Below are 16608 nucleotides of genomic sequence, written 5' to 3' on the forward strand. Positions count from 1 at the left end.
ATGCAAGACCCGGCTACTCTCGACGTGACAATCGTCGACGGCTACGTCGACGAGCCGGCACACTTCGGCGTGCCGCCGTACATTTCCACGTACCCTCGGTACACTGCCGGGGCGCTGGTCGACGCCGGGGTCGACGAGGAATCGATCACCTATCTCACCATCGACGCCCTCCGGGAGGAACGCGCGCGCTGGCAGCAGGTCGAAGAGGCCGACCTCATGATCTACGTCGGCGGGATGACCGTCCCCGGCAAGTACGTCGGCGGGACGCCCGCCGAACCTGACGAGGTCAAACGGCTGGCCTGGACCGCCGAGGGAACGACGCTGATGGGCGGACCGGTCCGCTTCGGCGTCGGCGACTCGAACGAGGGCGCACAGGATATGGAACGCGACGATCTGGATTACGATTTCGTCGCCAAGGGTGATATCGAGGCCGCAGCCTACGATCTGGTCCACGGCGGGATGGAAGGCTTCGGCAACCGGATGCGAGACAACGAGGAGATCACTCGCTGGGCCCAGCAGGGGGCTTTCGTCGTCGAACAGCATCCCAACCATCCCGAGTATCTGATCTGCGAGATGGAGACCTCCCGTGGCTGTCCGTACCGCTGTTCGTTCTGTACGGAACCGCTCTACGGCGCGGATCCGAGTTTCCGCCAACCTGACTCCGTCGTCGGCGAAGTCGAAGCGCTCGCCGACCACGGCGTCCGGGACTTCCGCCTCGGTCGACAGGCCGATATTCTCGCTTACGGCGGGGACGGCGAAGCCCCGAATCCCGAGGCACTCCGAGAACTGTACACTGGGATCCGTGAGGTGGTTCCGGACCTCCGGACGCTGCATTTGGACAATATGAACCCGATCACCATCGTCCGGTGGCCGGAGAAATCCCGCGAGGGCATCCGGATCATCGCCGAGCACAACACGCCCGGCGACACCGCGGCGTTCGGCCTGGAATCGGCCGACCCGGTGGTACAGGAACAGAACAACCTCAACGTCTCCGCCGAGGAGTGTTTCGAGGCGGTGAAAATCGTCAACGAGGAGGGTGGCTGGCGGCCGGGTGGTGACCCCGACACGGCACCGAATTTCGGCTCCGACGCTGCTCAGCGGCTTCCGAAACTCCTGCCGGGGATCAACCTCGTCCACGGCCTCATGGGTGAACGCAAGGAGTCGTTCAGGCACAACCGGGAGTTCCTCCAGCGCGTCTACGACGAGGGGCTGATGCTGCGACGGATCAACATCCGGCAGGTGATGGCCTTCGAGGGCACCGAGATGTCTGAGACTGGCGCGGAGATCGCTCACGACCACAAGAAACTGTTCAAGCAGTACAAACAGGAGATCCGCGAGGAGATCGACAACCCGATGCTGAAGCGCGTCGCGCCGCCCGGCACTGTGCTGGAGGACGTCCATCTGGAGTACCACCAGGACGGCAAGACCTTCGGTCGCCAACTCGGGACCTACCCGCTGCTGGTCGCGATTCCGGGCGAGCGACCGCTCGGCGAGATCGTCGACGTGGCGGTGACCGACCACGGCTATCGCTCGATCACGGGCGTCCCCTACCCGCTGGATGTCAACAGCGCCTCGATGGACGAACTGCAAGCGATTCCGGGTGTCGGCAGCCAGACGGCCGGTGATCTCGTCGTGGATCGACCGTACGACTCCATCCCGGAGGTCGAGGGACTCTCGAAGTTCGTCACGACTTTTTCCGCGGAGAACTGAACGGGGCTGGATCAGTCGTCGTCAGACGGATCTGGCACCGATTCCGCACTCGTTGCCCTCGTGCGCAACTCTGTCCGGGCCCACTTTGGACCAGCCAGACGCGTCCAGACGACGAGCAGCGTCGGCAAGACGAGCACGCTCGCGAGGAAAGCATAGAGGATCGAAATCGCCGTAATGAATCCGAACTGCTGGAGCGACGGCAAGAACGCGAGCATGAGTACCCCGAAGCCGCCGGCTGTCGTCGCTGCACTCCCCAGCAGCGCACCGCCGGTGCCGGTCACCGTCGTCCGGAGCGCCTCCCAGACGGACTCTCTTTGATCGAGTTCCTGCCGATACCGCTGGCTCACGTGGATACTGTAGGCGACTCCCAGCCCGATGGTGAGGCTGGTGATCATTCCGGTGATCGAGTTGAAGCCGATCCCGAGGACGTACATCGTCCCGAGGACCCAACTCAACGCTAGGACGACGGGCGCGGTAGTGACGAGACCGAGCGTAGCGCTACCCTCGGTCAGCCGATAGACGACCATCAGGAGCAGCCCGACCGAAAGTAACGTCGCCAGAAGACTCTGGACGACCGTTTCGAGGATATTCTGTTCGATGATGTAGTTGAGGACGGTCTGCTGCCCGGTCGCCGTCGCCGTCGTCTCCTCGCTCTCGACCGCAGTTGCGACGGCCCGCATCTCCTCCGTGATCTCTCCCTGGGTCGCGTCGCCGTTCGCGACGGTGATGATCCGCGCCGACTCGTACTCACCGTCGGCGCGGTGGAGCACTGTCGCTGCCCCCTCGTCCGCGTCGAACAGCGCGTCGTAGACCGCCGTCAGGTTCTCTTCCGGGACGCCGTCGCCGTCCGTATCCGCCGCGGTGAACGTCTCGTTGAACTGCGCGTCGGTGGCTGCCACCTGCTGCATCGTCTCGACCGGCCCCTGAACGGCGCGCGCACCGTTCGGGAGTTCCGCAGTCGTCGTCGTGTTCGCCGCCCGTTGCTCTCCGGTATGGACCGCTTCGAGGAACGCGGGATCTGTCGGATCGCCTTCGACGAGTATCTGCGCCTGTTTGCTCTGTCTGAGGAAGGTCTCGTCGAGATACTCGATGGTACTTTTCGCCGAGTACTCCGCTGGCTGGAGCGAGTCGGGGAGGTTGTCGGTCCAGCGCGGCGGCTCGTCGGGCATGAACTCGTCGGTGTCGAAGGTCGTATCGACCTGCGTCCCGCCGTAGGCGCCGGCGAGGCTGATCACCAACACGACCGCGAGAACGACAGCGGGTCCGCGCCGTGCGAGAATCTCGCCTGTCCGCATCACCGGTTCGAGCAGGCCGCTGGTCCCGAAGGCGCTCTTTTGACGGTCGATTCCGTGCCGTTCGAGTGCGGTGTCGATCTCGACTTTCAGCGCCGGCACGAGCACCCCGAACAGGCAGAGCGCGGCGACGATGCCGAAGGCGTTGACGATCCCGAACTTCCGGATCGGCGGCAACGGGCTGACGACGTTCGAGAGGAAGCCGGCGGCCGCGGTGACCGTGACCAACACGAGCGCGAAGCCGACCGCCGCAAGCCCCGTGAACATCGCTTCTTCAACCGATCGCTCGGTCCCGGTTCGGGCCTCACGACCGCGCATGAAGACGTGGATCGCGTAATCGATCGAGAGACCGATCAACAACACCGGGACGGCGATGAATATCTGGCTGAACTCGATGTTCGCCAGCCCCATGAAGCCGATCGTCCAGATGAGCACTGCCACGATGCCGCCGAATCCGAGCAGGATGTCGACCGGATCGCGGTAAGCAATCGTCAGCACGACCATCACGAACAGAAGCGCCAGCGGACCGACGACCGAGAGGCTATCGCTGATCGCACTATTGATCTCGTTTGCCGTGATCCCGCTCCCGAAGACCAGATATTCCCCCGATCGCTGCTCGCCGATCGCTCGCATCTCGTACTGGGCGTCGATAATCGAGTCGGGCGCGGTATCTGGGGCGATGTACTCCCCGCCGGTGTCCTGCGTGACCAGCAGTGCCGTCGCTTCCGCCTCCGTCTCTCCGGGCTCGTATCCCGAGGGCATCAACGACAGCAGTTCGTTGTTCTCAGCGTCCAGAACTGTCGAGACGAGTTGTTCGATCTCTGTATCGTCCATCTCGGAGAGCTGTCGACGTTGGTCCGCCAGTGAAGGATCGAGTCCGGAATCGAGCCGCTGACGCCGCTCGTCGAGGCGTTCGTACTCGGGGGCGAGCACGCCGACGGTTCCCTGCCGATATGCCGCCGTGATCGCCGACTCGTTTTCCGCGGTCCGGAGCGACCGGGCGGCGTCAGTGAACGTCTCGACCTGTCGGTCCGAGAATTCGACAGTCGTATTCGCACGGACTCCCGCGAACTCCGTCTCGATGGAGTGGTCTCCCGCCCGAATGCTATCGAGGGCCGCCGACAGTTCCCGCTCCGTTTCGTTCAACCGCTGCTGTCGGGTTCTCAGCTGCTGTCCTCGCTCGCGCTGGATCGCCGCGACCGCCACCGCGTTCGCGACGGAGCCGAAGGGGTCGTCAGTGAGTGTCGCGTTGACGGTCTCGTTTCGGCGAAGATCCTGCTGGTAGGCGAGTGTCTCCGTCAGCGTCTCGCGGTCGAGAACGTTCTCGCCTCGGATGATTACCTGCGCAGTCGTCGCGTTCGCTTCCGCCGAGAAGTTCCCCTCGATGTAGTTCAGAGCATCCGAGGCTTCGCTTTCGGTCTGGAACCCACCGAATCCCTCGGTCTGTTCGACCGTCGTTGCACTGACAGCGAACCCACCAGTCAGCGCCAGAAACAGCACGATCAGGAGCCGTCTGTGCCGGCTGATTCCTGCCACGAGGCGTTCGATACTCACGACTGCATCACCGCCGTTCCCGAACGAACGTTCGGTTGCATACTCGAACGAACATTCGGTCAGGTTAAAAAACTAATGGACACTGTCCACTCAATCGACTCAGTCGGTGATTTAAGTACGAACCGACCGAATAGTCGGTCAGCATGTCCCTTCCAGCGGAACCGTTCGCCGACTCGGCCACGAGCAGGGAAGAGATCTTCCGTGCGACCTACGTTGCGCACATCGAACACGGCTTCTCCGATCTTTCGATTCAGCAGATCGCCGACGAGGCGACGCTGAGTAAATCCACGATCTACCACCATTTCGACGACAAACAGCACCTACTGATGGAGTACGCGCGGGAACTCCTGGAGTGGTATATGGAAGAAATTCTGCTGGATCCAGCGGGTGATCCCGTCACGAGGCTGGAGTGGTCGCTGGATCTCGTTTTTTTGGGGGAGACAGCCAACGGGATCACCCTCGACGACATCAGGCCGGAGGGGCTGGACTGTGTCTATCTCGGACTCCGTATGCAGGCCGCTCGCAATCCCGAAATCAAGGAGTACTTCGATACTGTCGATCGGATGGCCCGCAAACGACTCGCCACGCTGATCGAACAAGGAGTCGAAGAAGGGACTCTCAAGGATGTCAACCCGGATCACGTGGCCGCAACACTGTACGTCATGCTCGAAGGTGGGCTCTATCTCCGCTCGACCGGGTCCGAGACTGAGTGGCTTGGACACGCACGGGAGATGCTCGACGCCTACCTCGAAACGCTCAAAACCGACGACTGAGGACTCCTCTCGTCTCCCGATCCCTGTATAATTAAAAACATTTAAGAACAATCAGCAGTTGGAATACAGAAACGCAAGCGTTCCGCCACTGGGTGTGGGTTATTTGCAAGAATTTTTCAATCAATATCTCGAACTGAATATCCTTAGCTACGCTTTCGGCTTATTGAATACAAAATCTTTTCAAAGACGATCTCTTATAGACTAATCACAAGGTGACACAGTGTGCCAGAGATGGAAACTGCGGCGTTCGAGACTGACCTGAGCCTTTTCAAATACGACAATCTGGAGCAGTTGCCGGCCCACTACCGCGATCTCGACGAAGACGAGCGCACCGAGCGCATCGAGGCCGCGCTGGCGGAACTCGGTGACGACGTGGTGATCCTGGGCCACAACTACCAGCGCCGAGAAATCGTCGAACACGCCGATTTCGTCGGCGACTCCTACCAACTGAGCAAGGAGGCCGCCAACGCCGACGCCGAGTACGTGATCTTCGGCGGCGTGACGTTCATGGCCGAGTCGGCCGACATAATCACCGACGACGACCAGACGGTGATCCTGCCGAGCATGGAAGCGTCCTGTCCGATGGCGGGGATGGCCGAAGCCCTGCAAGTGGACGACGCCTGGGCGGAGATTACCGCCGAGACCGACGAGAACATCATCCCGATCACGTACATGAACTCCTACGCAGACCTGAAGGCCTTCTGCGCCGAGCAGGGCGGTCTGGTCTGCACCTCCTCGAACGCCCACAAGGCCTTCGAGTACGCCTTCGACAAGGGTGACAAGGTTCTCTTTCTCCCCGACAAACACCTCGGAGAGAATACGGCCCACCGTCTCGGCATGGAAGACGAAACTGTCGAGTGGGACCCGTGGGACCCCGAGAGCAAGGACACGAGCAAGGTCGTCGATAACGACATCATCCTCTGGGAGGGCTACTGTCAGGTCCACGAGCGGTTCCGTCCCGACCACATCGAGCAGGTACGAGAGGACTACCCGGACGCGAACGTCGTCGTTCACCCCGAATGCCGACGTGAGGTCGTCGAAGCCGCAGATGTTGTCGGCTCTACGTCGACGATTTGCCAGACTGTCGAGGAGGCAGATCCCGGCGATACGTGGGCCATCGGCACCGAGATTCACCTGACGAACCACCTGAATCGCTGGCATCCCGAGGTCAACGTTGTGCCGCTCTGTGGCGATGCGTGTATGGACTGCAACGCGATGCGCCAGATCGATCCGAACTACCTGGCCTGGGTGCTCGAAGAACTGACCGAGGGCCGCGAGCGCAACGTCATCGACGTCGCGCCCGAAGAGAAAGAACTCGCGCAGGTCGCACTCGACCGCATGCTCGAAATATGAACGAACGCGAAACAGATGTCCTCGTCGTCGGCACAGGGATCGCCGGTCTCTCGGCGGCGCTGGCGGCCGATCAAGCAGGCGCGGACGTGACCCTCGCCACGAAGGCCGAGCGACCGGAACAGGCCTCGACGTGGTGGGCCCAAGGCGGCATCGCCGTTACCCGCGACGACCCCGAGCAGTTCAAACAGGATATCCTCGACGCCTCCGCCGGCACTGCCGACCCCGAAGCAATCGAGGTGCTCGTCGAGAATGCGACGGAAACGGTCACTGACGTGCTCGTCGATACCGTCGGGATCGAGTTCGATACCAACGGCGAGGGATACGATTTCGGACAGGAGGCTGCCCACGACGAGCCGCGTATCCTCCACGTCAACGCCGAGACTGGCAAGCATATCCACGTCCCCTTTTTGAACTACGTCGCCGACGAGACCGATATCACGGTGCTTGAAGATACGGCGGCGCTCGAACTGATCCGCCACGAGGGCCAGGTCTACGGTGCGATTCTCGAACAGGATGGCGAGTGGGCGCCGACCTTTGCCGGGTCGACCATCCTCGCAACCGGCGGCATCGGTGCGCTGTACCCTCGCTCGACCAACCCTGACACGGCGACCGGTGACGGTATCGCGATGGCGGCGCTCGCGGGTGCCGATGTCGACGACATGGAGTACGTTCAGTTCCACCCGACCGCGTGTCACACCGGTTCGGGAACCTTCCTGATCAGCGAGGCGGTCCGCGGCGAGGGCGGACTCCTCAGAAACGGCGACGGCGAGCGGTTCATGCCCGAGTACCACGAGGACGCCGAACTCGCACCGCGGGATGTCGTCGCCCGAGCGGTCAAAACCGAACGCGAGGAGACCGGCGAGGTGACACTCGACGTGTCGGATCTCGACTTCGAAGCCGAGTTCCCGGACCTCGCAGAGAAATGTGCCGACCACGGCGTCGACTGGGCCGAGGGGATTCCAATCGCCCCCGCCCAGCACTTCCTCTGTGGCGGCGTCGTCGTCGACGACCGTGGCCGAACCACACTCGACAACCTCTACGCCGTCGGGGAGTGCGCCCGAACCGGCGTCCACGGCGCGAACCGGCTGGCCAGCACCTCCCTCTTGGAGGGGTTGGTCTGGGGCCAGCGCGCCGGCGAGGACGCCGTCGGCAACGATATCGACCGGATCGAACCGCCGGAGTTGCTCGAACGTGACCCCGACCTGCCCGGCAACTTCGCACGTGACAAGTTCCGCCGCCTGCGCCGCGTGATGGACGAGATGGTCGGCATCGAACGGACGCCAAGCGGTCTCAAACGCTCGCAGTCTGTCCTCCGCCGACTCAAAGGCGAGGTCGATGCCTACGTCCGAACGCGGACCTCGCGGTCGCTGTACGAACTCCGGTCGGCGTCGGTCGTCTCGCTGCTCATCTCGCGGGCGGCCGCCGAGAACGAGCGGTCGGTCGGCTGTCACTACCTCGTCGAGGAGGACGAGAGCGAGGCGGTCGAATCAGCCGCCGAACAATGATCCCGACGAGTCAGGTCGAACGCTGGCTCGAAGAGGATCTCGGCCACCACGACGTGACCAACCACGTCCCCGGTGACACCGAGGGGCGACTCGTCGCCAAGGAATCCGGCGTGGCAGCCGGACTCGACGCCGCAGAAGCCGTCTTTTCGTATCTCGATGTCGACGCCGAACCACTCGTCGAGGCGGGTGACCGAATCGAGGCCGGTGACACTGTCCTTCGAGTGTCTGGCTCCGCGCGAGCGGTTCTTCGCGGCGAACGCGTTGCGGTCAACATCGCAGGTCACGCCTCCGGTGTCGCGACGCGAACGCGCGAGGCTGTCGATGCCGCCGAGGACGCGGTACAGTCGGCCGGTATCGACCCACCACGGATCGCCGGCACACGAAAGACGACGCCCGGTCTCCGGGGAATCGAGAAACGCGCCGTCGCTGCGGGTGGTGGCGACACCCATCGCCTCGACCTCTCACATATGGTGATGGTCAAGGACAACCACATCGCGGAGATGGGGATGGACGAAGCCATCGCACACTTCCGCGAGCGAACCTCTTTCGCCACGAAAATCGAAGTCGAGGTCGAACGGCCAGAAGAGGGACCGCGGGCGGCCGAGGCCGGTGCTGATATTGTGCTCCTCGACAACCTCTCGCCGGAGGACACTGCTCGCGGAACAGACCTGCTGCCAGCAGACACCCTCGCCGAGGCCAGCGGCGGTATCACCGTCGATGACGTTCCCGCCTACGCCCGAACCGGTGTCGACATCATCTCGATGGGATCGTTGACACACTCGGCTCACACGCTCGATTACTCCTTCCGAACTGGCGATTCCTGACTGCTGATCGATTTCCGCTCGACGACCAACCGTTTTGTTATCATAAGTCTATCATTCTTCTCCTAATCTCTGTGGATTCGGAGTATTGCGGTTATCAGACATAATAACTGCTTGCGAACGTTTATTCGTGGAACAGCATACACTCTTACATGTCAAACCCGATACGAAGTTCGTACGGAATTAAACTCGTTTTGGGATACGCGATCACAGGCGGGATGGTAACCGCTGTTGGACTCGTAACGGGAAGTGCAGCGGCAACGATTATGATGACGTGGGCAGGGTTGCTGGCACTTGGTTCCGTCACCGGAACGAATACGATTGCCTCGGTCGTCGAACTCGAACGGCTGTCGAAGTCGATTGCCGAGGGGAATCTCGATACGGAGCTCAGATCGAGTCGGACCGACGAGTTCGGTCGTCTCTACGACGCTATCGACGTGATGCGTAACTCACTGGCTGAACAGATCGGCACAGTCGAAAAGGCTCGTGCTGAGGCGCAGAACGAACAGCAACGGGCTGAACAGGCACTCCAAGAGGCTGAAGAGGCCGAGCAAGAGGCGACAGAACTCGCCGAGGCCTACCAGCGAACGGCCCAGCGATACGCACAGGCGATGCAACAGGCCGCCGACGGTGATCTCTCGACGCGGATCGACGTGGACACCGAACACGACGCGATGGAGACCATCGGTCGGGAGTTCAACAACACGATGGAAGACCTCGAAACAGCACTGTCGGCAGTCAACGCCTTCGCCGGTGATATTCAGCGCGACGCCGACGAACTCGTTCGGCTGACCGACGAGGCGGAATCGACGGTCGACCGGGCCGTCGAGACGACCGGCGACATCGCGGCGGACTCGAAAGAACAGCGTGAGCGACTGGAGGCGGTCGCGCAGGACATCGACGATATGTCGGCCGCCGCCCAGCAGATTGCGGCGACGACCGACGATCTGTCTGCGACGAGTGACAGCGCAACGGCGGCGAGTCAGGAGGCACGCACGGCCGCGAACGAAGCCATCGAGGAGATGGAAGCCATCGAGGAAGAGACCGCCGAGGCGGTCGAACAGATCGAGTCGCTGACCGACAGTACCGAAGAGATCACCGAAATTGTCGAAGTGATCAACGAAATCGCCGACCAGACGAACATGCTCGCGTTGAACGCCTCTATCGAGGCCGCTCGAGCCGGCGGTGATGCGGGTAGCGACGCCGGGGACGGGTTCGCCGTCGTCGCCGACGAGGTCAAAAGCCTCGCCGAAGAGACCCGCGAACGGGCAGAAGAGATCTCACGAATGGTCGAGGAGGTTCGCGCGGAGACCGCCGACGCCGCCGAGTCGGTTCGGTCGACCCGCGAGCGCGTCGACCGCGGGACCGATACCGTCGAGTCGGCACTCCGTGAGATCGACACCATCGCCGATGCGACAGAGGAGATCGACAACGGTATCGCTGAGATCAGCGACGCGACCGGCGATCAGGCCCAAACGGTCCAGCAGACCGCGGCTGCGATCGACGAGGTCTCAGAGATCAGCCGGGAAGCGGAGTCGACTGCGGGGACGGTCGCCGACTCCATCGAGAGTCAGCGGAGCCGATTCGAGTCGATTGCCGAGACGCTGGACGAGTTCGAGCGCAACGCCGAGGATCTCGTGACCGAACTCTCCCGGTTCCGCCTCGACGAGGCGCACACACCGAACTCGACGGTCGTCTCCGACGGAGGTGAGCGATAATGGCAGAACTGGCGATCACGGTTTCGTACGCTATCAGCGCGCTAGGACTGCTCGCCGGCGTCGGCATCGTCTACGCGCTGATGCAAAGCGACCGGGTCGAAGCCTCGCGAGGGAAGTTCGCCTGGCTGTTCATCATCCCCGGGTTCGCAGCGTTCTCGTACATTCTGATGGCGGCCGAAATCGGCGTCGTCACTGTCGGCGGCAACGAAGTCTACCTGTTCCGGTATCTCGACTGGATCGTCACGACACCGCTTCTGGTCGGCTACGTCGGCTACGTCGCCGGTGCGCCCCGGAAGTGGATCATCGGCGTCGGTGCCGCGGACGCATTGATGATCTCCGTGGGTCTCGCTGCAACGCTGGCGACCGGACTCGCCACCTGGATCGGCTTCGCCATCTCCGGCGGGTTCCACGTCGTCCTGTTGGCAATTCTCTACGTAGTCTTCCCGCGGTACGCCCGCGAGAACCGCGAACGATACCGACTGTTCAAAGTCCTGCAGAATCACGTCGGACTGCTCTGGCTGGCGTACCCCGCCCTGTGGGTTGCCAGTCCGGCGGGACTCGGCTACGTCTCGGCGGTCGGGACGGCGATGGTTATCGCGTATATCGATCTTGTCGCGAAAACGCCGTACGTCTACTTCGTCTGGAGTGACCGCGCCTGCTTCGCTGCCGATCCGATCAGCGCCGACGACGCCGCCACCGACGAGACAATCGACGCGGACGAGGCTGTGACGGCGGCGGACTGAGTCGGCTACTCGAAGTCCTCGAACGTCGGCGCGTCGTGTTCGCCCGGGAAGGAGTCGACCGGAACTGCCACTTGGTCGCCGCTGTCCATCTCTTTGAGCGTCACCTCGTCGTTTTCGAGATCCTGCTCACCGACGATGACGACCGTTTCGGCGTTGATGCTGTCGGCGTAATCCAACTGTGCGCCGAAGGATCGACCCGCAACGTCCGATTCGACGATATGTCCGTTTGCCCGGAGTTCGCGAGCGATCCGAGATGCCACGTCTCGGGTGTCCCCGACCTGTAGGACGTAGTAATCCGTCGAGAGTTCTTCTTCCGGCCAGATGCCCGCGCGCTGGCAGAGCAGACTGAGCGTGGCGTAGCCCGGCGCGAACCCAACCGCAGGGGTGGGCTGGCCGCCGAAGCCCTCGATCAGGTCGTCGTAGCGGCCGCCGCCGAAGACCGACCGGGAGACTTCGCCCGTCGAGTCGAAGCATTCGAAGACGACGCCCGTGTAGTAATCCAGCCCTCGGGCGGTCGTCAGCGAGAGCGTGCAGTACTCCCGCACGCCCAGATCTGCTGTCGCATCCAGCACTGCTTGCAGATTCTCGACGGCCGCCTCCACGCGGTCCGTCCCTGCAAAGTCGACGAGTTCGTCGAGCCCATCCTCGTCGGTTTCCAGCAGCGCGTCGAAATCGTCGATCTGACTCGTGGTGAGTCCGGCGTCCTGCAACAGTTCGGTGTATTCGTCGGCGTCGACTTTAGCCCGCTTGTCGACTGCTCGAATCGCCTCCTCTGTGTCGATGACGCCCTCGAAGGAATCGAGGAGGCCGCCGAGAATATCGCGGTGGGAGACACGGAAATCGAAGTCCTCGCCGGTGAGTCCGAGTTCGGTGAGGGCGTTGGCGGCGACGGCGAGCACCTCGGCGTCGGCCGTCGGTTCCGAGGAGCCGAAGATGTCGATGTTGGTCTGGTAGAACTCCCGGAATCGGCCCTGCTGGACCTGTTCGTAGCGCCAGAACGGCCGCGTCGACATCCACTTGATTGGCTTCGAGAGTTCCTGCTGGCGGGCGACGACCATCCGCGCCACTGTCGGCGTGAGTTCCGGAGTGAGCGCGACCTGTCGACCGCCCCTGTCCTCGAAGGAATAGAGTTCTTCGAGGATTTCTTCGCCGCTCTTGTCGGCGTACATCTCGGCCGATTCGAGCGCTGGCGTTCCGATTTCGCGGAAGCCGTGGCGTCGGGCGACAGACTCGACGGTGTCCATCACTTGCCTGCGGGACTGCATTTCTTCTGGATAGAAATCACGAAATCCCTTGATCCGGTCGTACATGACAATGGATTCGGCAACCACCCGCTTGAAAGCTTCTCTCTGCGGACGAGTAACCTAACCGTCAGGTTCATGGCCGGTGGGGCTGTCATCTGGTGCAATGAAACGCCGAACGCTTCTCGGGATCGCCGGGACTGTTGTGACCTCGACGATTGCGGGCTGTCTCGGTGACAACGAACCGGACGAGGGCTCGGACGAAAATACCACGGATGCCCCGAACAACGAGACAGATGCACCCGAGGACAGAGATGAGCGAGACGACGGGGCGGACGAACAGCCGTTGTTTGCGGATACATTTTCGGCCACCACACATGGTGGGTTTCTCGCCATCGACGAAGATACCGATAGCCGTTCAGAGGCGCGCGATGCGGGATTCGTGCTCCCGGAGGGAGCAGAAGTGTCGACGCTCGAAGCGACGGTCGCCGACGACGGCAGTTGGGAGTCCACCAAGGCGGAGTTTCCGACGGTCCGAATCGACGATCCGATCACGACCGACGTGTCTCTCGAACTCCCCGACGGGTTGACCGGCCGAGTCTCCGAGGAGCGAATGACCGCAAGCGGCAAGATTCGTGTCGTCATCGAAGAACTCGACACGCAGTTCAGCTTCGACATCGAAGCAACGTCGGAACAAAGCGGCACTCTCGAAGGCGAAACGAACTTCGAGGAAGAACCGCTGACTGCGACGCTGGTCGATAACGAATTCACGATCGAAGATTCGACTGGAAATTTCCTCGTCGACGGACAACTTGGCCTTCCGGCCGACGAAGCAGGCACGAACTGGTTCGAGATCGAACTCGAACTCACAGGGGCCTAATCGAACAGTTCGTCGAAGACTTTCTTCTGTGCGGAGCGGAGATGTTGGTGGTAGGTCGGCCGGGAGATATCCATCGCTTCGGCGAGTTCGTTGCCGTCGACCTCTCGCGGCCAGTCGAAGAAGCCGCCGAGATACGCAGTGCGGAGCGCCGTCTCCTGCCGGTCGGTGAATCGCTCGCTCAGCGCGGCTCTGAACTCCTGCCGCGTCTCGACGGGGCGTTCGCGCTCGTGGTAGCCGAGCAGTTCCGTGCTCGGATACTGGTCTTCGACGAGTTCGAACAGATCCCGCGCTTCGGCCTCGTATGGGAGTTCGACGATGAACCGAGCCGTTCCGTGTTCGGCGGTCACTTCCCGCGGAACGGCGCCGTACTCGGTCAGTGTCGCGAGCAGGGAATCCTCGACAGTCAGTTCCAGCAGACACTCCTCTTCGTGATCGACGATGCAGGTCACGCTCTGAACGGCCACGTCGTCCTCGGCGAGCGCGACCAGTTCCTCGGCATCGACGCCGCGGGCGGTGAGATACAGCCGGATCGATCCGTCGGAGCTGTAATCTGTGCCGGCCGATTCGATCACGCAGTCGCTTGCTCCGGAGAGTCGACTAAAGAGGAGTTCCTGATCCGAAATCGAGAATTCGAGTTCGATGATCTCGGTCGCGTCGAGAATCCGCCCGCGTTCGATGGCGTTGATCGCGTTCGCAATCACCCGACCAAGCGATTCGAGGACGACTCGCTCACGCTCGTCCAGCGCGTCCTCGTCTTCGGCGAGGACGGTCAACACGCCGTAATTGGCATCCTTGTAGACCAGCGGGATCGCAAGCAGCGAGTTGATCTCCGTTTCGTCGACGATAGTCGCCCACGGTTCAGTTTCGGCGTCTGCGAGGTCGGTCAGAATCTGTGGCTGTTCGTCCCGGTAGGCGACACCGACCGGTTCGTCGGTCGCCGCCAGCGGGAAGGATCGACCCTGGATCGGCAGCGAGGCGTCGCCCGCCCACGCCGACGGACTGAGCGTCTCCGACGCCACGTCAGGCTGGCCGATCCACGCGAAAGAATACGGCTCGGCGTTAGCGAGTTCGTCGACGACGCCCGCTTCGAGTTCGTCGCGGGTCTGTGCCTGCACGAGCACTTCGACGGTGTTCTGGACGAGTCCGTTCACCCGGTCGAGCACTCGCTCGGTGTGTTCCTGTGCCTCCCGAACGTCCTGCTCGCGTTTGGCTCGCATGCAGGCTGCGGCGGCGCTGGTCGCGAGCAGCGCGAGCATCTGTTGATCCCGCTCGTCGAAGGCGTCCCGTTCGGTCGCACAGACACTGATCGTCCCGTGTACGCCGACCGGGTAGTACATGACCGACTTGGCGGGGCCGAACGCCGGTGCCACCTCCTCTGCGTCCAGATCGTCGATCACGAGCGGTTCACCGGACGCGAACACCTCGCCGGGGTAGCCCTCGCCAACGTCGTAGACGGGCCGATCGCCCAGTGCCGGGGTGGTTTCCTCGGTCATTGCCGTCGGTTCGAGTGTTCCCGCATCGCTGTTGTACAGCCGAAAGACGCTAATATCGAATCCGAGGAGATCCTGGGCAGCGTTGACGGCAATTTCGGCGACGTGATCCCGGTCGCGGGCCTGCATGAGCGACCGAGTCGTGTCCAGGATACCGGCGAGTTGCTCCTGTGCGGCTTGCCGTTCCGTGACATCTCGACCGACGGTAGCCACGCCGCTGATCGAGCCGGAATCGTCCCGTAGCGGTGCGTTCGAGAACTCGTAGGGGTGCTGTCTCTCACCGTCGACCAGCATGGTCGCTTCGACGGCACTGGCCTCGCCGTCCAGCGCACTGTCGATGGCGTCGGCGATCTGTTCACTGTCCTCGTCGACGACGAAGTTGGCCGGTTCTCTGCCCTCGATCTCTGTGCTCGCGGTGAGTTCCTCGAAACGGTCGTTCCAGCGGATGAGGCGGCCGAGATCGTCCGTTGCGAATAGTGGATCGGGCAGGCTGTCCATCAGGCTCTCGGTGAATGCACGCTGCTGGTCGAGTTCGCGCTCGTAGGCCCGCTGTTCGAGCAGATAGCCGATCCAGTCAGTCAGCACCTCCGCGAAATGGCGGTCCTGTTCGTCGAAACTCGACTTCTTCGGCTCGCTGTCGACGAAACAGACCGTTCCGAACTCCTCGTCGTTGACGGTGATCGGCGCGCCCAGGTAACACTTGAGATCCCACTGTTCGGAGCGTCTGTCCGGGACCGTCTCGCTCTCGGTCACATCTTCGACCGCCATCGGTTCGCCCGCCGCGATGGTGTACTGACAGAACGTCTCCGACAGCGGCGTCCGGTCACCGACCGAAAGTTCCGGGTGGTCGCCGACGCTCGCGAGAATCTCCTGCGTGTCGTCGTCGATCCGCGAGAGAAAACCGTTCGAGGTGCCGAGTTGCTCGGCCCCGGCGGCGAGCAACTTGTCGATTTTCGCCATCCGGGAGAGGTCGCGGTCGGCGGCGATATCGTGGAGTTTCTTCAGGGGAAACTCCGCGGGTTCGGCCTGCTGACCGCCATCGGCCGCAATCGCTCTCTCCTGGCCGACGGATCGTTTCACCGCCTGCCTGAGTGCGGTTTCACTCCCGGCCCCGTCACGTCTGATAACCGCCGTTGCACCTGCCGCGTACATCTCGCCCGCATCCACAGACGTGGGTGCGTAGACGATTGTCGGGGCCGTCGAGTCCCCGAGTTCCGGAGGGAGTCCCCCTGCATCGTCCATCGCCACAACGACACAGTCTCCCCCGCTCTCTGCGATGGACTCACTCTCGATGGTCTGTATGTTGTCCCCGGACAGTACACCTGCTATCTCCCCACGCAATACAGCCATCTCGCCGACAATACGCACCTGGATCGCCTCGCTCATAGCTCAATGATACTAACTCATTAGGTATGGGTGAGTATAAACACTTGCACAGTCCTCAGTTCCGCCGGAAACCAGCGCGCTCAGTCAATTGTCGGACTGGATTGGGTCGGCGAGTTCTTCGTCCACGCCGTCCGAAGCAGGT

At 62.3% G+C, this 16608-nt stretch carries 11 protein-coding genes; 8 read left to right on the forward strand and 3 right to left on the reverse strand.

Annotated elements, in window-relative coordinates; translation table 11 throughout:
* Positions 1-1710 carry a radical SAM protein gene (locus V8P86_RS13335; protein ID WP_336327770.1) on the forward strand — a complete coding sequence of 570 codons (1710 nt, stop codon included), beginning with the start codon at positions 1-3 and terminating at the stop codon, positions 1708-1710.
* An 11-nt stretch (positions 1711-1721) separates the two neighbouring features.
* Here V8P86_RS13335 and V8P86_RS13340 read toward each other — a convergent pair whose 3' ends face one another.
* A complete protein-coding gene (locus tag V8P86_RS13340) occupies positions 1722-4556 on the reverse strand; it encodes an efflux RND transporter permease subunit (RefSeq protein ID WP_336327771.1) in 2835 nt (944 codons plus the stop codon).
* Positions 4557-4699: 143 nt separating this feature from the next.
* On the opposite strand from V8P86_RS13340, the gene V8P86_RS13345 reads away from it, so the two are divergent.
* From V8P86_RS13345 to V8P86_RS13370, 6 genes are all read left to right on the forward strand, one after another.
* Positions 4700-5329: a TetR/AcrR family transcriptional regulator gene (locus tag V8P86_RS13345; RefSeq protein WP_336327772.1), complete on the forward strand. Its 630-nt coding sequence runs from the start codon at positions 4700-4702 to the stop codon at positions 5327-5329.
* A gap of 231 nt (positions 5330-5560) precedes the next feature.
* Positions 5561-6682 carry a quinolinate synthase NadA gene (gene nadA / locus V8P86_RS13350; RefSeq protein WP_336327842.1) on the forward strand — a complete coding sequence of 374 codons (1122 nt, stop codon included), beginning with the start codon at positions 5561-5563 and terminating at the stop codon, positions 6680-6682.
* A complete protein-coding gene (locus V8P86_RS13355) occupies positions 6679-8187 on the forward strand; it encodes an L-aspartate oxidase (protein ID WP_336327773.1) in 1509 nt (502 codons plus the stop codon). The genes nadA and V8P86_RS13355 overlap by 4 nt, the downstream gene beginning before the upstream one ends.
* Positions 8184-9011 (forward strand): carboxylating nicotinate-nucleotide diphosphorylase, encoded by an 828-nt coding sequence (gene nadC / locus V8P86_RS13360; RefSeq protein ID WP_336327774.1) that lies wholly within the window; start codon positions 8184-8186, stop codon positions 9009-9011. Before V8P86_RS13355 ends, nadC begins: the two co-directional genes overlap by 4 nt.
* Positions 9012-9160: 149 nt before the next feature.
* Positions 9161-10726, forward strand: a complete 1566-nt coding sequence (locus V8P86_RS13365; RefSeq protein ID WP_336327775.1) for a methyl-accepting chemotaxis protein — start codon at positions 9161-9163, stop codon at positions 10724-10726.
* Positions 10726-11469, forward strand: a complete 744-nt coding sequence (locus V8P86_RS13370) for a bacteriorhodopsin (RefSeq protein ID WP_336327776.1) — start codon at positions 10726-10728, stop codon at positions 11467-11469. The genes V8P86_RS13365 and V8P86_RS13370 overlap by 1 nt, the downstream gene beginning before the upstream one ends.
* 5 nt (positions 11470-11474) lie before the next feature.
* On the opposite strand, the gene hisS is transcribed toward V8P86_RS13370, so the two are convergent.
* Positions 11475-12779, reverse strand: a complete 1305-nt coding sequence (gene hisS / locus V8P86_RS13375) for a histidine--tRNA ligase (protein ID WP_336327777.1) — start codon at positions 12777-12779, stop codon at positions 11475-11477.
* A gap of 97 nt (positions 12780-12876) precedes the next feature.
* Here hisS and V8P86_RS13380 point away from each other — a divergent pair, with 97 nt between their 5' ends.
* On the forward strand, positions 12877-13590 hold the full coding sequence (locus tag V8P86_RS13380; RefSeq protein WP_336327778.1) for a hypothetical protein: 714 nt from the start codon (positions 12877-12879) through the stop codon (positions 13588-13590).
* On the opposite strand, the gene V8P86_RS13385 is transcribed toward V8P86_RS13380, so the two are convergent.
* Positions 13587-16466 carry a GAF domain-containing protein gene (locus tag V8P86_RS13385; protein WP_336327779.1) on the reverse strand — a complete coding sequence of 960 codons (2880 nt, stop codon included), beginning with the start codon at positions 16464-16466 and terminating at the stop codon, positions 13587-13589. The genes V8P86_RS13380 and V8P86_RS13385 overlap by 4 nt on opposite strands.
* Between the last annotated feature and the right edge of the window lie 142 nt (positions 16467-16608).

Origin of the sequence: Halovenus anhuiensis, assembly GCF_037080055.1 — an archaeon.
Taxonomy (GTDB): Archaea; Halobacteriota; Halobacteria; order Halobacteriales; family Haloarculaceae; genus Halovenus.